Origin of the sequence: Agromyces sp. NPDC127015, assembly GCF_042725165.1 — a bacterium.
GTDB lineage: Bacteria > Actinomycetota > Actinomycetes > Actinomycetales > Microbacteriaceae > Agromyces > Agromyces chromiiresistens.
Map to the genome: position 1 here is coordinate 1 of NZ_JBHXDI010000005.1, position 17935 is coordinate 17935.

16 protein-coding genes and 1 pseudogene are annotated in these 17935 nt (G+C 70.3%); 9 read left to right on the plus strand and 8 right to left on the minus strand.

What is annotated here, in order from left to right; translation table 11 throughout:
- A pseudogene (locus ACFWGP_RS14810) lies at window positions 1-712 on the plus strand (hypothetical protein); the annotation flags it as partial.
- Window positions 713-758: 46 nt separating this feature from the next.
- Here the strand turns inward: ACFWGP_RS14810 and ACFWGP_RS14815 are convergent.
- A complete protein-coding gene (locus ACFWGP_RS14815) occupies window positions 759-1958 on the minus strand; it encodes an SAM-dependent methyltransferase (protein WP_231430128.1) in 1200 nt (399 codons plus the stop codon).
- A gap of 192 nt (window positions 1959-2150) precedes the next feature.
- Here ACFWGP_RS14815 and groES point away from each other — a divergent pair, with 192 nt between their 5' ends.
- The 3 genes from groES to ACFWGP_RS14830 all read left to right on the plus strand — a co-directional run bounded on the left by groES (window position 2151) and on the right by ACFWGP_RS14830 (window position 5048).
- Window positions 2151-2447 carry a co-chaperone GroES gene (groES, locus tag ACFWGP_RS14820; protein WP_022889766.1) on the plus strand — a complete coding sequence of 99 codons (297 nt, stop codon included), beginning with the start codon at window positions 2151-2153 and terminating at the stop codon, window positions 2445-2447.
- A 118-nt stretch (window positions 2448-2565) separates the two neighbouring features.
- Window positions 2566-3504, plus strand: a complete 939-nt coding sequence (rarD, locus tag ACFWGP_RS14825; RefSeq protein WP_275505471.1) for an EamA family transporter RarD — start codon at window positions 2566-2568, stop codon at window positions 3502-3504.
- 245 nt (window positions 3505-3749) lie between these two features.
- The gene (locus tag ACFWGP_RS14830; RefSeq protein ID WP_275505472.1) at window positions 3750-5048 is read left to right on the plus strand and encodes an ABC transporter substrate-binding protein; all 1299 of its coding nucleotides are present in this window, start codon (window positions 3750-3752) and stop codon (window positions 5046-5048) included.
- Between the two features lie 389 nt (window positions 5049-5437).
- Here ACFWGP_RS14830 and ACFWGP_RS14835 read toward each other — a convergent pair whose 3' ends face one another.
- Genes ACFWGP_RS14835 through ACFWGP_RS14850 form a run of 4 tightly spaced genes read right to left on the minus strand, consistent with a single transcriptional unit; the run spans window position 5438 to window position 9415 of the window.
- Window positions 5438-6211 (minus strand): ABC transporter ATP-binding protein, encoded by a 774-nt coding sequence (locus ACFWGP_RS14835; RefSeq protein WP_275505473.1) that lies wholly within the window; start codon window positions 6209-6211, stop codon window positions 5438-5440.
- Window positions 6198-7097 (minus strand): ABC transporter ATP-binding protein, encoded by a 900-nt coding sequence (locus ACFWGP_RS14840; protein WP_231432277.1) that lies wholly within the window; start codon window positions 7095-7097, stop codon window positions 6198-6200. Before ACFWGP_RS14840 ends, ACFWGP_RS14835 begins: the two co-directional genes overlap by 14 nt.
- 4 nt (window positions 7098-7101) lie before the next feature.
- Window positions 7102-8082, minus strand: a complete 981-nt coding sequence (locus tag ACFWGP_RS14845; protein WP_231432278.1) for a branched-chain amino acid ABC transporter permease — start codon at window positions 8080-8082, stop codon at window positions 7102-7104.
- Window positions 8083-8095: 13 nt separating this feature from the next.
- A complete protein-coding gene (locus ACFWGP_RS14850; protein ID WP_374201099.1) occupies window positions 8096-9415 on the minus strand; it encodes a branched-chain amino acid ABC transporter permease in 1320 nt (439 codons plus the stop codon).
- 236 nt (window positions 9416-9651) lie between these two features.
- Here ACFWGP_RS14850 and guaB point away from each other — a divergent pair, with 236 nt between their 5' ends.
- Window positions 9652-11154, plus strand: coding sequence for an IMP dehydrogenase (gene guaB, locus ACFWGP_RS14855; protein WP_231430133.1), 1503 nt, complete (start codon window positions 9652-9654; stop codon window positions 11152-11154).
- Here the strand turns inward: guaB and ACFWGP_RS14860 are convergent.
- Entirely contained in the window at window positions 11142-11663 is a 522-nt protein-coding gene (locus ACFWGP_RS14860; RefSeq protein WP_376931259.1) for a GNAT family N-acetyltransferase, read from the minus strand. The two genes, guaB and ACFWGP_RS14860, sit on opposite strands and share 13 nt — an antisense overlap.
- Window positions 11660-12826, minus strand: a complete 1167-nt coding sequence (locus ACFWGP_RS14865) for a MalY/PatB family protein (protein WP_376931260.1) — start codon at window positions 12824-12826, stop codon at window positions 11660-11662. The genes ACFWGP_RS14860 and ACFWGP_RS14865 overlap by 4 nt, the downstream gene beginning before the upstream one ends.
- Window positions 12827-12971: 145 nt before the next feature.
- Between ACFWGP_RS14865 and ACFWGP_RS14870 the strand changes: the two genes are divergently transcribed.
- A complete protein-coding gene (locus tag ACFWGP_RS14870; protein ID WP_376931261.1) occupies window positions 12972-14672 on the plus strand; it encodes an ABC-F family ATP-binding cassette domain-containing protein in 1701 nt (566 codons plus the stop codon).
- A 22-nt stretch (window positions 14673-14694) separates the two neighbouring features.
- Here the strand turns inward: ACFWGP_RS14870 and ACFWGP_RS14875 are convergent, their stop codons facing one another.
- Window positions 14695-15243, minus strand: coding sequence for a DoxX family protein (locus ACFWGP_RS14875; RefSeq protein WP_275505477.1), 549 nt, complete (start codon window positions 15241-15243; stop codon window positions 14695-14697).
- A 92-nt stretch (window positions 15244-15335) separates the two neighbouring features.
- Here ACFWGP_RS14875 and ACFWGP_RS14880 point away from each other — a divergent pair, with 92 nt between their 5' ends.
- The 3 genes from ACFWGP_RS14880 (at window position 15336) to ACFWGP_RS14890 (ending at window position 17762) form a co-directional block, all read left to right on the plus strand.
- The gene (locus ACFWGP_RS14880) at window positions 15336-15887 is read left to right on the plus strand and encodes a TetR/AcrR family transcriptional regulator (RefSeq protein WP_376931262.1); all 552 of its coding nucleotides are present in this window, start codon (window positions 15336-15338) and stop codon (window positions 15885-15887) included.
- A 161-nt stretch (window positions 15888-16048) separates the two neighbouring features.
- Window positions 16049-16567: a hypothetical protein gene (locus ACFWGP_RS14885; RefSeq protein WP_231430139.1), complete on the plus strand. Its 519-nt coding sequence runs from the start codon at window positions 16049-16051 to the stop codon at window positions 16565-16567.
- Between the two features lie 70 nt (window positions 16568-16637).
- Window positions 16638-17762, plus strand: coding sequence for a GuaB3 family IMP dehydrogenase-related protein (locus ACFWGP_RS14890; RefSeq protein WP_231430140.1), 1125 nt, complete (start codon window positions 16638-16640; stop codon window positions 17760-17762).
- The last annotated feature ends 173 nt before the right edge of the window (window positions 17763-17935 follow it).

Genomic DNA, 17935 nt, shown 5'->3' on the forward strand with positions numbered 1-17935 from the left:
CTTTCCGGCTCCGCCCGTGCCGCGGGCGGAGCCGGCCGCCGATGCGCAGCCGGCGCAGCCGGCGGAGCCGGCGGAGCCGGCGGCGGCCGGCGTCGAACCGGTCGTTCCGGCCGCCGGCGCCGAGCCGGTCGTCGCGGAAACCGACGCCCGGCCGGTCGTCCCGGCCGCCGGGGCCGAGCCGATTGTCGCGGCCGCATCGCTCGCGCAGACTGAGGCGGCGCCCTCGAACGAGCGGGCCGAGCCGGCGCTCGCCGTCGACCGGGCCGACCCGGTCGACCCGCTCGCTCCGTACCGCCCCGCGGAACCGACCTTCCGGGCCGACCCCGTGATCCGGGAGGCGGACGCCCGCGAGTTCGAGGTTCCCGTCGACACCGGCCAGCTGCGCCGCATCTCGACCGGCCAGCTGCTCATCGTGCATCGGGCCGGCTACGACACCGCCGAGTCCATCGAGATCGAAGAGGAGCAGCAGCGCCGGGCCTACAGCTGGGTGGCCGCCGTCACGGGTGTGATCGGCGCGGCGGCGTCGCTCTTCGTGGGCTGGATGCTGCCGCTCTCGATCGCCGCGATCGTCTTCGGCGTGCTGGGCCTGCGCCGTGAGGAGCACGGGCGCGCGCTCGCCTTCGTGGGCATCGGCACCGGGCTCGCCGGGCTCGTCTTCTCCGCGGTCTGGATCGGCTACTACGCGATCGTCTTCGGCGCCCTGCCGGTCTGAGCGTCGCGACGGGTGTCGAGACCCGTCCTCCTGCGCGGGGCGCGCCTCAGACGGCGGGTTCGAGCCGTTCGACGAGCAGCGCGACGTGCCGGCCCTGCTCGCGGGTGAGCACGATCGTCGCCCGTTCCGTTCCGCGCAGCTTCAACCGCGTGCGCAGCGTCGCCGGATCGACGTCGACACCGCGCTTCTTGATCTCGACGGTGCCGACGCCGCGCGACTGCAGCGCCTGGCGCAGGCCCCGCTCGTCGGCCGGCAGCCGTTCGATCACGCGGAAGCCCCTGGCGAACGGGGAGTCGAACGCCGTGTCGGCCGTGAGGTACGCGATGCCCGGGCTCAGCATCCAGGCGCCGTGCTCGCGCGCGAGATCGCCGATGAGCCGTGCGCGGATGACCGCACCGTCGGGTTCGTAGAGATAGTCGCCGAGCGGGCCGTCGGGGGCGTCCTCGCTGTCGGCCGCGGCGGCGAGTTCGTGTGCGGCATCGCCGCGGATGACGAGCGCGGATCGCCCGACGCCCGGTCGGGCGAGCACGCCGAGCCAGACGGCGAGCTCGACGACGTCGCCGTCGACCGAGACCCACTGCGCCTCGGCACCGGCGGGGATCACGTCGCGATCGGTGCCCGGGCCCAGCTTCACGCCGACGGGCATCCGCTCGGCGAGCCCGAAGGCGAAGTCCAGGCTCGGCGAGTACGCCGAGGCATCCGCGATGCGGGTCGTGGTGCCGCCCGCCGTGGTGCGCCGCGCCGGATCGAGCCAGGCGCCGTCGATGCCGCCCAGCGCGACGTCCTCGGCACGAGCGTGGAGGACGCGCGCCTGGGGGAACGGGGTGAGGTTGTAGGCGGCGATCGCCGCGGTGACCTCGTCGGCCTCGGCCGCGGTGACCTCGAGGTCGATCGCGGCCATGGCCAAAGCGTCGCCGCCGATGCCGCAGCCGAGGTCGGCGACGTGGCGGACGCCCGCGCGCGAGAAGCGACCAGCGTGGAGGGCGGCGACCTGGAGCCGGGTGGCCTGCTCGAGGCCGGGCTCGGTGAACAGCATGCGCGCGGCGAACGGGCCGAACTTCGCGGCAGCCTTCGCGCGCAGCTTCGACTGGCTGAGCACGGCCGCGACGAGGCCGGCGGCGTAGCCCCTCCGGCGCAGCTCGGCCACGGTCTTCACGATGTCGGCCTTCGAGTCCCACTCGGGCAGCTCGTCGAGCAGGCGCAGGCCTTCGGGGGAGAGGAGTTCGACGAGGTCGGAGCGTTCCACCCGGCAACGCTAGCACCGGACGAGCGGCCCGCACGGCCGCGTCGGTCGCTCGTGTTCGCCGCGCGTGAACGGCGCTGGCACTCACGTTGCACGAGTGCCAGAACGCGCCTAGACTCGGCTTAGCACTCTCGCTCCGAGGCTGCTAACCAGTCTTTCGTCAAAAGACGGCATTCGTCTAGAAAAGGGGTAACCGTGTCGGTTTCCATCAAGCCGCTCGAGGATCGCATCGTCATCAAGCAGGTCGAGGCCGAGCAGACCACCGCGTCGGGTCTCGTCATCCCCGACACTGCGAAGGAGAAGCCGCAGGAGGGCGAGGTCGTCGCCGTCGGTCCCGGTCGCATCGACGACAACGGCAACCGCGTTCCGCTCGACGTCGCGGTCGGCGACAAGGTCATCTACTCGAAGTACGGCGGCACCGAGGTCAAGTTCGGTGGCGAGGACTTCCTCGTGCTCTCGGCCCGCGACGTGCTCGCGGTCGTCGTTCGCTGAGCGACCCGAAACCTTCACGATCGGCCCGGATGCCTCGGTATCCGGGCCGTTCGGCGTTCCTGGGGCCCGAAGGGTGCCCCGAAACGGCGGTGTCGCCCGCCGGGCGTAGGCTGGATCGGTGAATTCCCGCTCAGCCCACGCCGATCACGGCGCGATCAGCCGAGCGGGTCTCGGCTACGCGATCTCCGCGTACCTGCTCTGGGGCGTGCTCCCCATCTACTTCATCGCGCTCGCACCCACCGGGTCGGTCGAGATCGTCGCGTGGCGCATCCTGCTCTCGCTCGTCTTCTGCGCCCTGCTGATCACCGTCACCCGCGGATGGTCGAAGTTCGTCGCGCTCCTGCGCAACCGCCGGGTGCTCTTCACGATGGCCGCGGCGGGCGCCCTGATCTTCGTCAACTGGGAGACGTACGTCTACGCGGCGGTGAACGAGCAGGTCGTCGAGGCATCCCTCGGGTACTTCATCAACCCGATCGTGACGATCTTCCTCGGGGTGCTCGTGCTGCGCGAGCGCCTCAACCCGACGCAGTGGGTGGCCGTCGGCATCTCGATCGTCGCGGTCGTCGTGCTCGCGGTCGGGCACGGGCAGTTCCCCTGGATCGCGCTGCTGCTCGCGTTCTCGTTCGGGTTCTACGGGCTCATCAAGAAGCGCGTCGGCCCCAGGGTCGACGCCGTGTCGGGCCTCACGCTCGAGACGCTCTGGCTCGCGCCCGTCGCTGCCGCGCAGCTGTGGTGGATCGCCGCGACCGAAGGTCTCACGATGGGCACCGAGGGGGCCTGGCACGCGGTGCTGCTCTCGCTCGCCGGCGTCGTCACGGCGGTGCCGCTGCTGCTGTTCGCCGCGGCATCGCGGCGGCTGCCGCTCATCTACATGGGGTTCATCCAGTACTTCGCGCCGTTCATCCAGTTCATCGTCGGCGTCGCGGTGCTCGGCGAGCCGATGCCGCCCGAGCGGTGGATCGGGTTCGCCCTCGTCTGGGTCGCGCTCGCCGTGCTCACCGTCGACCTCGTGCGTCGCGGCCGTGCGGCGCGACGGATCGTCGCCGAGCCCGTCTGACGGACTTCGGCGGACCTTCGGCGGCCGGAGTCCCGAACGGCGGAATCCGCAGCGGATGACGCCGCATGACGCGGATTCCGTGCGTCGGAGGCCGCGCAGGTGTCGACCCGGTAACGATCCGGCCGGTGTTACCGGGTTGTGACCGCGGTGACTTGTTTCCGCGGTGGGCCCGCAATACTGTCAATCAACGGCGTCAGGACTGACGCTTGATTGTGTAACGAATTCCTTCAGTCCCAAGGAGCAACATGAGCGTCTTCGCGAAGGCTTCGGCCAAGCGTTCTGCGCGCGCAGCCTGGACGGGTCTCGCCATCGTCGGCGTCAGCACCCTCCTGCTCACCGCGTGCACCTCAGGCGGGTCACCGTCGTCGACCGAGAGCGAGAAGCCCGCCGACACCGGCGATGCCCAGCCGATCGAGGCCGGCGAGCGCGACCTGACCCTGAAGGTCGGCCAGCTCGCACCGCAGAGCGGCACGCTCGCGGTGCTCGGCCCGCCCCAGATCGCGGCTGCCCAGCTCGCGGTCAACGACATCAACGCCGCCGACCTCGGCATCAACATCGAGCTGACCCTCCGCGACGAGGGCGACAGCACGGTCGACGTCGCGACGGGTTCGGTCACCGACCTGCTCTCGGGCGGCGTCTCGGCCATCTCGGGCGCTGCGGCGTCGGCGACGACCCGCAACATCTACGAGCAGGTCACGAGCGCGGGCGTCGTGCTCATGTCGCCGTCGAACACGGGTCTCGACCTGTCGACCATCGACGACAACGGGCTCTACTGGCGCACCGCTCCCTCCGACCTGCTGCAGGGCGAGGTGCTCGGCAACCTGGCCGCCGAAGACGGCAACTCGACGCTCGGCATCATCTACCAGAACGATGCCTACGGCACGGGCTTCGCCGAGGCGACGAAGAACGCGTTCGAGGGTGCCGGCGGCGAGGTCGTGGCGGAGTCGTCGTTCAACACGGGCGACACGAACTTCTCGACCCAGATCGGCGACGTGACGGCGCAGAACCCCGACGCGATCGTGATCATCTCGTTCAACGAGGCGAAGGTCATCATCCCCGACCTCGTCGGCGGCGGCTTCCCCGGTGACAAGATCTACCTCACCGACGGCAACCGTCTCGACTACAGCGCGGACTTCGCTCCCGGCCTCATCGCCGGCTCGAAGGCGACCACGCCCGGTCTCGACCTCGCTTCGCTCGGCGACTTCACCGAGCGCCTGAAGGAGATCGACCCGAGCCTGACCGACTTCACCTACGCGGCGGAGTCGTACGACAACATCGTGCTGTTCGCGCTCGCGGCCTACGCGGCCAACGACACGAGCGGCCAGTCGATCGCCGACTACCTGACGCAGATCTCCGGCACGACCGGCGGCGGCGAGAAGGTCACCGACTTCGAGTCGGCGGCCAAGCTCCTCGCCGAGGGCGAGCAGATCGACTACGACGGTCTGTCGGGCCCGATCACGTTCGACGAGAACGGCGACCCCACGGGCGCCACGATCGGCATCTACGAGTACAACGACCAGAACGTCTCCGAGCGCGTCAACTAAGCGTTCAGCGACATTCGGAACGGCCCCGGCGCATCGCGCCGGGGCCGTTTCTCGTGCGCCGGCCGTGAGCGGCGCCAACGGCAGCGTCTCGCGCAGCCTGCCGCCGACCTGAGGTCGCGCAGACGGTCGCACGGCGGGAACGTTGCGGGCAGTTCGCGCGACTCCACGATGTGGGATCGCGTGAACGGTCGCACCGCGGGGATGCCGCGGGCAGTCCGCGCGACTCCGCGATGCGAGTCGCACGAACGGCGGGGAGCGCCCCGGTGCCGGCCGAACGCGCGACTCCACCTCGCGGACGTCGCGGCCGCGGAGGCGGCGACCCGGCCCCGCGGACATGGGAACGGGCGGATGCCGCAGCATCCGCCCGTTCGTCGTGGTTCAGGAGCTGGTCACTCCTCGTCCTGACCGAGCGTGCCCAGGTAGAGGCCGATGACCTTCGGGTCGTTGAGCAGCTCACGACCGGTGCCGGTGTAGGCGTCGCGACCCTGGTCGAGCACGTAGCCGCGATCGCAGATCTGCAGGCATCGCCGGGCGTTCTGCTCGACCATGATGGTCGTCACGCCCGCCTTGTTGATCTCCTTGACGCGGAGGAAGGCCTCGTCCTGCCTGACCGGCGAGAGGCCGGCGCTCGGCTCGTCGAGCAGCATCACGTGCGGGCCCATCATGAGCGCCCGCGACATCGCCACCATCTGGCGCTCGCCGCCCGAGAGCGAACCGGCCCGCTGGCTGAGTCGCTTTCCGAGCTCGGGGAAGATCGCCGTGACGAACTCGAGTCGCTCGCCGAGCCCCTTCGGGCGCAGGTAGATGCCCATCTCGAGGTTCTCGCGGATGGTGAGCGACGGGAACACGTTGTTCGTCTGCGGCACGAAGCCGACGCCCTTTGCGACGAGCTTGTTCGCCTTGAGATTCGTGATCTCCTCGCCGTTCAGGAAGATGCCGCCTTCGCGCACCTTCACGAGGCCGAAGATCGACTTGAGCAGCGTCGACTTGCCGGCCCCGTTGGGGCCGATGATGCCGATCAGCTCGCCGGGCGCCGCGGTCAGCGAGCACCCGTTGAGGATGTTCACGCCCGGGAGGTACCCGGCCGTGATGCTGCGCACGTCGACGACGAGGTCGCCCGCGGGCGGCTGCTCGACGGCGGGGGCGGGGCTACTGTTCGTCATCGATGAGCTCCTTCAGCGCTTCGACGTGGCCGGTGTCGGTCGCGCCGAGATCCTGGTCGTGGTGCTGGCCGAGGTACGCGTCGATCACCGCCTGATCCTGCATGACCGTGTACGGGTCGCCCTCGGCGACGACCTTGCCCTCGGCCATCACGATCACCCAGTCGGCGATGTGGCGCACCATGTGCATGTCGTGCTCGACGAAGAGCACCGACATGCCCTGGGTCTTCAGGTCGAGGATGTGGTCGAGCAGCGACTGCGTCAGCGCCGGGTTCACACCGGCCATCGGCTCGTCGAGCATGACGAGCGTCGGATCGCTCATGAGCGCCCGCGCCATCTCGAGGAGCTTGCGCTGGCCGCCGGAGAGGCTCGCCGCGTAGTCGTCCTTCTTGGCATCGAGCTTGAACCGGCCCAGCAGCTCGAGCGCCTTCGCCTCGATCTCGTCGTCCTGCTTGCGCCAGAGGAACGGCAGCATGGCGCGGAAGAGGTTCTCGCCCCGCTGGCCGGTCGCCCCGAGCTTCATGTTGTCCATGACGGTCAGGAGCCCGAGCGCCTTGGTGAGCTGGAACGTGCGGATCAGCCCGAGCCGCGCGACCTTGAAGGCCGGCACGTGCGCGAGCGACTTGCCGTCGAAGCTCCACGTGCCGTGGTCGGGCTTGTCGAACCCGGTCAGCAGGTTGAAGAACGTCGTCTTGCCGGCACCGTTCGGCCCGATGAGGGCCGTGATGGCGCCGCGCGGGACCTCGACGTGCGCGACGTCGACCGCGGTGAGGCCGCCGAAGGTGCGCTTGACCCCGTCGGCGATGAGGATCGGATCGGTCTTCTTGCAGCCCGGCACGGCGTCGCCGACGTGCAGGCCGACGCTCTTGACCGGCTTCTTCGTGGGGATGGCGTCACTTGACAAAGGACATCTCCTTCTTGTTCCCGAGCATGCCCTGTGGTCTGAACACGACCATGAGCATGATCGCCACGCCGACCAGGATGAAGCGGAGCTGGCCCGACTGCACCTCGGAGATCGGCAGCCAGCCGGCCTCGACCGCACGGGCGACGAATCCGGAGAAGAACGAAAGCGCGACCCAGAACACGATCGAGCCGAGCACCGGGCCGAGCACGGTCGCAGCGCCGCCGAGCAGCAGGATCGCCCAGGTGAAGAACGTGAGCGACGTCGCGTAGTTCGAGGGCACGACGGCTCGCGGCAGGATGAAGATCATGCCGGCGAATGTGCCGAAGACACCACCGAGGATGAGGCTCTGCATCTTGTACGAGTAGACGTTCTTGCCGAGCGAGCGCACCGCGTCCTCGTCTTCGCGGATGCCCTTGAGCACGCGGCCCCACGGGCTCCGCATGAGCACCCAGACGAGCACGCACGCGAGGGCGACGATCGTCCACGCGACCACGATGTTCCACCAGTCGTTCGCGCTGAACATCCAGGGCCCGAAGCCCGCCTTGCCCGAGAAGCTGAACGGGTTGAGCGCCCGGAAGCCGGCCTTGTACTCGCTGAGGCCGTTCGCCGAGCCGGTGACGTCGCGGAAGGTGTTCGTGGTGAACAGCAGTCGCAGGATCTCGGCCGCCGCGATCGTGACGATCGCGAGGTAGTCGGCTCGCAACCGCAGGGTCGGGATGCCGAGGATGAGCGCGAACACGACGGATGCGCCGACGGCGACCAGCACGGCGGCCCAGACGGGGAAGCCGAAGGTGAGCACCGAGATGGCGTAGCCGTATGCGCCGAGCGCCATGAAGCCGGCCTGGCCGAAGTTCAGCAGGCCCGTGTAGCCGAAGTGCACGGCGAGGCCGAGGGCCGCGAGGGCGTAGGCGGCGGTGGTCGGGCTCAGCACCTCGACGGCCGCGTTCGAGAAGATTGCTCCCCAGTCGATCATTTCGGGCCTCCTAGCCGATCCGCTCTCGGCGACCGAGGATGCCCTGCGGACGCAACAGCAGCACGAGGATGAGGATCACCAGTGCCGCGACGAACTTCATGTCTGCCGGAAGCCAGAGCGTCGAGAGCTCGACGAACAGTCCGACGATGAGCGAGCCGACGAGTGCGCCGAACGCCGTGCCGAGCCCGCCGAGGGTGACGGCGGCGAACACGAGCAGCAGGATCTGGAAGCCCATGTCCCAGCTCACGCCCGGACGGTAGTAGGCCCAGAGGATGCCGCTGAGGCCCGCGAGCGCTGCGCCCAGCACCCACACGATGCGGATGGTGCCGTCGACGTCGATACCGCTCGCGGAGGCGAGGCTCGGGTTGTCGGAGACGGCGCGCGTCGCCTTGCCGATGCGGGTGCGCAGGAGGAACCAGGCGACGCCGAGCAGCACGATGATGCTGATGCCCATGCTCGCGACATCCACCCACGACAGCGACAGCGGACCGAGGTGGAACTCGGCGGGCGACGCACCCGGCAGCTGCCGGGTCTGGCCGCCGTAGAAGAACTGGAACGTGTAGCGCATCGCGAGCGCGAGGCCGATGCTCACGATCATGAGCTGGATGACGCCGACCCCCCGCTTCCGCAGCGGTTTCCAGAGTGCGGCGTCGAGCCCCCAGCCGAGGCCCGCGCTCAGCAGGATCGCGATGAGGATCGCGATGCCGATCGGCAGGCCCACGTCCGACGAGAAGGTCAGCGTCATGAGCGCGCCGAAGGTGATCATCTCGGAGTGCGCGAAGTTGCTGAGCCCGGTGGTGCCGTAGATGAGCGAGAGCCCGATCGCCGCGAGCGCGAGCAGCAGGCCGAAGTTCAAGCCGTTCACGACGCGATTGATCAACTGGTCGAAGAACGACACGGTCACCCGGGTGCCCTCGCCGAGGAAGAAGTTCACGGACTTGTTGTTCGTGAGCCCGAACTCCGCGGTGCGGGGGTTCTCGCCCTTCGCCACCACGACGCCGTCGGGCAGCGTGTCCTCGTCGAGCTCGACGGTGTACTCGGTCTTCTCGGGCACGCCGATCGTCCACTTGCCGTCGGCGTCGGTCTCGGTGTCGGCGGAGAATCCGCCGCCCTCGACCGTGATCTTCACGCCTTCGAGTGGTTCGTCGTTGTACTGCACATTGCCCGAGAAGTGGTACTCGTACTCGTCGGAAGCCGAGGCCGCACTCCCATCCTCCGCCACCGCAGGGGACGCTGCGATGCCGGACAGAGTGAGTGCGGACAGGAGTATTCCGAGGAGTAGGAGCCACCTCCCGCGAGAGCGAGTCTGGACAGATCTCGTGGGTTCCACTGCACCTCCAAGGGGCCACCGGAGGGCATGGTGTGGACCTCCGGGACCGGTCCTTTCCGCCGACGGCGTCGTCGACGGTACCTGCCGATTATGGCCCATGCGCATCGCACGGACCCACATCAGGCCCTCGATTGTTATCCGGGGAATGCCCGCGGTGCAAACTCGCTTAACATTGATGCACCGCCACCCCCACCCACGATGCGCAGCGATCGGGTGTTCCGACACGAAGGGAAGTCATGGATCAGGCAGATCCGTTCGGATTCACGGGACTCACGTACGACGATGTCCTCCTCCTTCCGGGTCACACCGACGTGATCCCGTCCGAGGCCGACACGGCCTCGCGACTCACCCGCCGCATCACCGTCGCGACGCCGCTGCTGTCGGCCGCGATGGACACGGTCACCGAGGCGCGCATGGCGATCGCGATGGCGCGCCAGGGCGGCATCGGCATCCTGCACCGCAACCTGTCGATCGAGGACCAGGCCGACATGGTCGACCGCGTCAAGCGCAGCGAGTCGGGCATGGTCTCGAACCCGGTGACGACGACGCCGGATGCCTCCGTCGCCGATGTCGACGCGCTGTGCGCCATGTACCGCGTGAGCGGGCTGCCCGTCGTCGACGACGACGGCAAGCTCGTCGGCATCATCTCGAACCGCGACATGCGCTTCGTCGCCGACTTCGAGAAGGCGTCGACGAAGGTCAGCGAGGTCATGACCAAGATGCCGCTGATCACGGGCCGGGTCGGCATGAACCCCGACGAGGCGCTCGCGATCTTCGCGAAGCACAAGGTCGAGAAGCTCCCGCTCGTCGACGACGAGGGCCGGCTCACGGGTCTCATCACGGTGAAGGACTTCGACAAGAGCGAGCAGTACCCGAACGCGACGAAGGACGACGAGGGGCGCCTCCGCGTCGGCGCGGCGATGGGCTTCTTCGGCGACGCGTGGGAGCGCGCAGAGGCGCTGCGCGACGCCGGCGTCGACGTGCTCGTCGTCGACACGGCCAACGGCGAGTCGGCCGGCGTGCTCGACATCATCCGCCGGCTGAAGGCCGACCCGACGTTCGCCCACATCGACGTCATCGGCGGCAACGTCGCGACCTACGAGGGCGCGAAGGCGCTCGTCGAGGCCGGCGCCGACGCCGTCAAGGTGGGCGTCGGGCCCGGCTCGATCTGCACGACGCGCGTCGTGGCGGGCGTGGGCGTGCCCCAGATCACGGCCGTGTACGAGGCATCCAAGGCGACGAAGCCGGCCGGCGTGCCGCTCATCGCCGACGGCGGCCTGCAGTACTCGGGCGACATCGCGAAGGCACTCGTGGCCGGCGCCGACACCGTCATGCTCGGGTCGCTCCTCGCCGGAACGGCCGAGAGCCCGGGCGAGCTCGTCTTCCAGAACGGCAAGCAGTTCAAGGCGTACCGCGGCATGGGCTCGCTCGGCGCGCTGCAGACCCGCGGCAAGAAGACGTCGTACTCGAAGGACCGCTACTTCCAGGCCGACGTGCCGAGCGACGACAAGCTGATCCCCGAGGGCATCGAGGGGCAGGTGCCGTACCGCGGGCCGCTGTCGGCCGTCGCGTACCAGCTCATCGGCGGACTCCGCCAGTCGATGTTCTACGTGGGCGCGCGCACCATCGCCGAGCTGAAGACGAAGGGCCGGTTCGTGCGCATCACGCCCGCCGGGCTCAAGGAGTCGCACCCGCACGACGTGCAGATCGTCGTCGAGGCGCCGAACTACACCCGCTGATCACCCGCTGACGCGCGACGGGCCGGGCCCGACTCCAGCTCTCGGATGTAGCAGAGCATGCGGTAGTCGGTGCCCGGCTCGATGTTCACGAACCCGTGGCGTTCGTAGAACCGGCGGGCGTCGGTGTCGACCTCGTCGACGTTGATGTGCATCTCGCCGCCGCCGCGCCGGAGCACCTCGTCGACGGCGCGTTCGAGCAGTGCCGTGCCGATACCGGCGCCGCGGAGTCCCGGCACGACGTACAACTCGTCGAGCACCGCGAGCGGGCCCTCGCAGTAGACCGTCGGCCGCAGCGTCACCACGGCGTAGCCGGTCGGGTCGGGGTCGCCGGCGAACAGCACGAACCCGTCGTGGTCGGCGATCAACCGACGGAAGCGCGGCTCGAGCACGTCGCGGCTCGGCGTCGGCGAGTCGAACTCGAGCGCGAACTCGACCTGCAGCCGCGCCGCGGTCGCGGCGTCGGAGGGGTCGGCGAGGCGGATGCCTCGGGCCCGAGTCTCATCGGTCATCGTCGTGCGCTCTCGGCGGCGTCGGCGAGGCGCGCGATCGCCTCGCCGAGCACCTCGGGCGTGCAGGCGAAGTTGAGCCTGACGTGGCCCCGGCCCACGTCCTTGCCGAACATCGTGCCGATGCCGAGCGCCACCCGTGCGCGCTCGAGTGCGACCGCGGCGGGGTCGTCGCCCCAGCCGAGCACGGAGAGGTCGAGCCACGCGAGGTAGGTGGCGTCGGGGATGCGGTAGAGCACGCCGGGCAGTTCGTCGGCGAGCAGCTCGGCGAGCAGGCGCCGGTTGTCGTCGAGGCTCGCGAGCACGCCGTCGAGCCAGTGCCCGCCGTCGCGGAAGGCGGCGACCGAGGCGATCGAGCCGAACTGGCTCATGCGCCACTCGACCTCGTACGGGAAGGCGCGCCGCACGGCGTCGCCGCGGTCGGAGGCCGTGACCACCATTGCGGCCTTGAGCCCAGCGAGGTTGAACGCCTTCGAGGCTGCGGTGACCGTGACGCCGTGCTCGCGCGCGGCGTCCGACACGGTGAGGAACGGGGTGTAGACCGTGCCCGGCTGCGAGAGCGGCCCGTGCACCTCGTCGGAGACGACCGTCACGCCGTGGCGCGCCGCGATCTCGGCGAGGGCCGCGAGCTCGTCGCGCTCGGGCACGCGACCGATCGGGTTGTGCGGGTTGCAGAGCAGCATGGCCTTCGCACCGGCGGCGAACGCGGCGTCGATGCCGTCGAGGTCGAGCGACCAGCCCTCGTCGATGCCGCCGCGCATCGGCACCTCGACGACCCGTGCGGATGCCTCGGTGACGATGTCGAAGAACGGGGGATAGATCGGCGGGGTGACGATGACCGGGTCGCCCGGCCCCGTCACCTGCCGCAGCACCTCGACGAGCCCCATCGCCACGTCGCCCGTGCAGGTGATGCGAGCGGGGTCGACCTCCCAGCCGAATCGTTCGGCGGCGAACGGGGCGAACGCCTCCGCCACGGGGCGGCTGCCGGTGGCGTACCCGGTGTCGGAGCGATCGATCGCCGCGTGCAGGGCGGTGGCGATCGGCTCGGCGAGCGGGTAGTCCATCTCGGCGACCGGCAGCGGCAGCACGTCGGCGTCGTAGTGGCGCCACTTCTCGCTCGTGCGGGTGCGGAGGACGTCGAGAGGCTCAGCGGCGATGCGATGCATGCCTCCAGCTTGCCGCAGATCGGACGGGACTGGCAGGGGGCACCCGAGCGCTGTATTCTGGTCGGCTGCCCAGCTCTGCGCGTCATCTGGCGGCGCGACCGCGGGCGTCCCGATTCCGGTCGCAGACCGATCGGATCACTGACCCATGGGCTTCATCGACGTCAACGGCGTCTCCTATTCGCTTCCCGACGGGCGACCGCTGCTCGCGCATCTCGCCTTCCGCGTCTCCGAGGGCGCGACGACGGCGCTCATCGGCGCCAACGGCGCGGGCAAGTCGACCCTGCTTCGCATCGTCCGCGGAGAGCTCAGGCCCGACGAGGGCAGCGTGCAGGTCGACGGCGGGCTCGGCGTGATGGACCAGTTCGTCGGCACGGGGCGTACGGTCGACGGCACGGATGCCTCGGTGGGAGGGCTGCTCGTCTCGGTCGCGCCGAGCCGCATCAGGGAGGCCGCGCTCGAGCTCGGGGCATCCGAGAACGCCCTCATCGAACGCGACGACACCGACGCGCAGATGCGCTACGCGACCGCGCTCGCCGAGTACGCCGAAGCCGGCGGCTACGAGCAGGAGGTCGTGTGGGACCACTGCACGCTCGCGGCGCTCGGCGTCCCCTACGAACGGGCGAAGTGGCGTGAGCTCTCGACCCTCTCCGGCGGCGAGCAGAAGCGCCTCGCCCTCGAGGCGCTGCTGCGCGGGCCGGAGCAGGTGCTGCTGCTCGACGAGCCCGACAACTCGCTCGACGTGCCCGGCAAGCGCTGGCTCGAGGATCGACTGCGCGAGACGCCGAAGACGGTGCTGCTCGTCTCGCACGACCGCGAACTGCTCGCGCGGGCCGCCGACCGCATCGTGACGCTCGAGCTCGGCGCCGCCGGCAACACCGCCTGGGTGCACGGCGGGAGCTTCGAGGGGTACCACGAGGCGCGCGATGCGCGGTTCGCCCGCCTCGACGAGTTGCGCCGGCGATGGGACGAGCAGCACGCGGCGCTCAAGACGCTCGTGCAGACGATGAAGGTGAAGGCGACGTACAACGACGGCATGGCCTCGCGGTACCAGGCCGCGGTGACCCGGCTGCGCAAGTTCGAGGAGGCCGGTCCTCCCGAGGAGCGACCACCCGCGCAGGCGGTCTCGATGCGGTTGCGCGGCTCGCGCACCGGCAAGCGCTCGATCGTGTGCGAGGGGCTGGAGCTCACGGGGCTCATGCGCCCGTTCGACCTCGAGGTCTGGTACGGCGACCGGGTTGCCGTGCTCGGCTCGAACGGCTCGGGCAAGTCGCACTTCCTGCGGCTGCTCGCGGGTGGCGGCACCGAACCCGATCGCACCCTCGGACACGTCACGAGCGTGGGAGAGCAGCTCGCCCGCGTGCCGCACGAGGGGCGGGCGGTGCTCGGCGCGCGCGTCGTTCCCGGCTGGTTCGCGCAGAACCACGAGCATCCCGAGTTCCGGGGGCGCACCCTCCTCGACATCCTGCACCGCGGCGACGCGAACCGGGAGGGGATGGCGCGCGAGGCCGCGAGCTCGGCGCTCGATCGATACGGGCTCGCCGGCGCGGCGCTGCAGACCTTCGAGTCGCTCTCGGGCGGGCAGCAGGCGCGCCTGCAGATCCTGCTGCTCGAGCTGTCGGGTGCGACCCTCCTGCTGCTCGACGAGCCGACCGACAACCTCGACCTCGTCTCGGCCGAGGCGCTCGAGGACGCCCTCGGGCGATTCGACGGCACGGTCGTCGCGGTCACGCACGACCGGTGGTTCACCCGCAGCTTCGATCGCTTCGTGGTGTTCACCGAGGCGGGCGAGGTCGTGGAGACCGATGCGCCCGTCTGGGACGAGGGGCGGGTCGCCCGAGCGCGCTGACCGCTGGAGGATGCGGTGGCGCTCAGCCGAATGCGACGACGAGGCAGGCCGCGATCCACACGATCTGCTCGATCGTGCGCGGCAGGAGCGGCGAGCTCAGGCTGCCGACGCGCTCGCCGAGGCGCGCCGCGCGCACGTTCGCGGGGAACACGGCCACGAGCAGCAGCGCGAGGCAGAGCGCCGCGAGGTCGTGGGTCGCGGGCACGAGGAGGCCGATCGCGCCGGCGGCCTCGAGCACGCCGGTCGCCGCCACGATGAGGTCCGGGCGCGGCAGCGCCGGCGGCACCATCGCGGCGAGTCCGGCGCGGAGCTTCGGGTGGAGCCGGCCGGACGCCGCGATGAGGAACATCGCGACGAGCCCTCCGGTCAGCCATGCCTGCCAGGCCGCGGCGGCGTCGGTGGCACCGAGCGCGGCGAGCACTGACCCCGTGAGCGCGGTGCCGAGGGTGCCGACGGCGAAGGCGATCGGCACGGGCGACACGAAGGTCTGAACCCAGGGGTTGCGGCCGGTCGGCCGGCGCGAGGCGGCGTCGGTCGCGGCCGTGGTCGCGGAATCGGATGAGGTGGTCATGCGCGGCTCCTTCCAACAGAACTTGTCAGTGACTAGATTGCAGGGCGCAAGGGAACTTGTCAATGCCTAGATTGGTTGCGTAGGGTCGACGCATGCCGTACCACCACGGGGACCTGCGTGCAGCGCTCATCGACGCCGCCGTCGACGCGATCGAGTCCGACGGCGTCGACCGGCTGAGCCTCCGCGACCTCGCGCGACGTGTCGGCGTCTCGCACGCGGCGCCCGCCCACCACTTCGGCGATCGCACGGGCCTGTTCACCGCCATCGCCGCCGACGGGTTCGACCGGCTGGTGCGCGAGCTCGAGGCATCCGGCGGCGACTTCGTGGCGGCCGGGGTCGCCTACGTGAGGTTCGCGACCGCCGAACCGGGTCGCTTCGCCGTGATGTTCCGGCCCGAGCTGCTGCGCGAGGACGACCCGGCGCTCGCCGCGGCCCGGGACCGCGCCGGCGACCTCCTGCGCGCCGGCGCGGGCGCCGCAGCCGGTGACACCCGGGCGAACGCGCTCGCGGCATGGTCGCTCGTGCACGGCTTCGCCACGCTCTGGAACGCCGGTGCGATCGACGCGCCTGCCGGCGCGGCACCCGACGAACTCGCCCGCGCGGTCGCGTCGCGGCTCTTCCTCCGGGGAACCGACGCGCCGTGACGTGAGCGGCGAGTCGTGGGCCGGGTATCGCCTCACCCGATCGGGTGAGGCGGGAAGGGGTGCCGACACCCAGACTCATCGGCATGACCAACCGGAGCATCGACAGTCCGAAGGCGCTCGCCGGACCGGCGTCCGTCTCGACGATCGCACTGGGGGCGGCGATGCTCGGCGCGCTCGGGCTCGTCGTGTTCGCTGCGGTGAACATCGCGTTCGAGGCGACGGACCACTTCGCCGGCGGACCACTGGCGGCCTACGCCTCCGGTCTGGCCTTCATGAACTGGCTGGTCGTGGGTCTCAAGCTGTTCGGGGCGGTCGTCCTGGTGCTCTCGGTGCTCCCGCGGACGGCCGCGCGTGCATCGAACACGATGACGCTGCTGCTGTGGGGAGCCTTCGGAGCCTTCGCCATCTATGCACTCGGCACGATCGGCGAAGCCGCCGCGCTCGCGACCGGGATCACCGGAAGTCCCGACGAGATCGATGCGGCCGGCGTCGTCTACCTGCTGGGCGCGGTGTTCTTCGCAACCAGCTTCGGGGTCGTCGCGATCTCGCACGCGCGGCGCACGCGCTGGCGACCGGTCCCGATCGTGGCCGGCCTCCTCGGCGCGCCGGTCCTGCTCGCCGGCATCCTGGTGCTCGCGCCGATGCTGCTGGTCGCCGTGGGCGTCATGCCACCGTTCTAGATCGGGGCGCGGTCCGGTGCGCACGCTGTTCCTCTCAGCCGGCGGAGTATCGCCCGGGTAGGGTTGAGTGGTGACCCAGGAGATCGAGATCGGCCGCTCCAAGCGGGGCCGGCGAGTGTATGCGTTCGACGACATCGCGATCGTGCCGAGCCGGCGCACGCGCGACCCCGAAGACGTATCGGTCGCATGGTCGATCGACGCCTACCAGTTCGACATCCCGTTCCTCGCCGCGCCGATGGACTCGGTCGTCTCGCCGCAGACCGCGATCATGATGGGCCAGCTCGGCGGCCTCGGCGTGCTCGACCTCGAAGGCCTGTGGACCCGCTACGACGATCCCGCACCGGTCCTCGCCGAGATCCGCAACCTCCCGGCCGACCGCGCCACCGAGCGAATGCAGCAGCTCTACGCCGAGCCGATCAAGCCCGAACTCGTGACCGAGCGCCTCGCCGAGATCCGCGCGGCAGGGGTGACCGTCGCCGGCGCCCTCTCGCCGCAGCGCACGCAGGAGCTCTACGAGACCGTCGTCGCCGCCGGCGTCGACCTGTTCGTCATCCGCGGCACGACCGTCTCGGCCGAGCACGTGTCGAAGAACCAGGAGCCGCTGAACCTCAAGAAGTTCATCTACGAGCTCGACGTGCCCGTCATCGTCGGCGGTGCGGCGACGTACACCGCGGCGCTCCACCTCATGCGCACGGGTGCCGCCGGCGTGCTCGTCGGCTTCGGCGGCGGCGCCGCCTCGACGACGCGCACGACGCTCGGCATCCACGCGCCCATGGCCACGGCCGTCGCGGATGTCGCGGGCGCTCGCCGCGACTACCTCGACGAGTCGGGCGGCCGCTACGTGCACGTCATCGCCGACGGCGGCGTCGGCACCGCCGGCGACATCGTGAAGGCCGTCGCCTGCGGCGCCGACGCGGTCATGCTCGGCGCGGCGCTCGCGCGCGCCACCGACGCGCCCGGCGGCGGCTACCACTGGGGTGCGGAGGCGCACCACGCGAAGCTCCCGCGCGGCCGTCGCGTGCAGGTCGGCCAGGTCGCCCCGCTCGAAGAGGTGCTCTACGGGCCCGCGCCGGCCGCCGACGGCACCGCGAACCTCGTCGGTGCGCTCAAGAAGTCGATGGCGACGACCGGTTACTCCGACCTGAAGGAGTTCCAGCGCGTCGAGGTCGTCGTCGAGCCGTATCTCGGGTCGTAGTTCCAGCGGGGCTGAGTTCGAACGGGCCGTCGTCGAGCCGTATCTCGGGTCGTAGTTCCAGCGGGGCTGAGTTCGAACGGGCCGTCGTCGAGCCGTGACCCGGGCCGTCGTCCTCGCACGGCCGGGCTCGAAGCAGCCATCGTGACCCGCCGCAAGAGGCTTACCCATCCGCG

Bases quoted from the DNA above. Each gene is read 5' to 3' on its own strand.
- ACFWGP_RS14830 (WP_275505472.1), top strand. From the start codon at position 3,750: ATGAGCGTCTTCGCGAAGGCTTCGGCCAAGCGTTCTGCGCGCGCAGCC.
- ACFWGP_RS14835 (WP_275505473.1), bottom strand. From the start codon at position 6,211: ATGACGAACAGTAGCCCCGCCCCCGCCGTCGAGCAGCCGCCCGCGGGC.
- guaB (WP_231430133.1), top strand. From the start codon at position 9,652: ATGGATCAGGCAGATCCGTTCGGATTCACGGGACTCACGTACGACGAT.
- ACFWGP_RS14860 (WP_376931259.1), bottom strand. From the start codon at position 11,663: ATGACCGATGAGACTCGGGCCCGAGGCATCCGCCTCGCCGACCCCTCC.
- ACFWGP_RS14865 (WP_376931260.1), bottom strand. From the start codon at position 12,826: ATGCATCGCATCGCCGCTGAGCCTCTCGACGTCCTCCGCACCCGCACG.
- ACFWGP_RS14870 (WP_376931261.1), top strand. From the start codon at position 12,972: ATGGGCTTCATCGACGTCAACGGCGTCTCCTATTCGCTTCCCGACGGG.
- ACFWGP_RS14875 (WP_275505477.1), bottom strand. From the start codon at position 15,243: ATGACCACCTCATCCGATTCCGCGACCACGGCCGCGACCGACGCCGCC.
- ACFWGP_RS14880 (WP_376931262.1), top strand. From the start codon at position 15,336: ATGCCGTACCACCACGGGGACCTGCGTGCAGCGCTCATCGACGCCGCC.
- ACFWGP_RS14885 (WP_231430139.1), top strand. From the start codon at position 16,049: ATGCTCGGCGCGCTCGGGCTCGTCGTGTTCGCTGCGGTGAACATCGCG.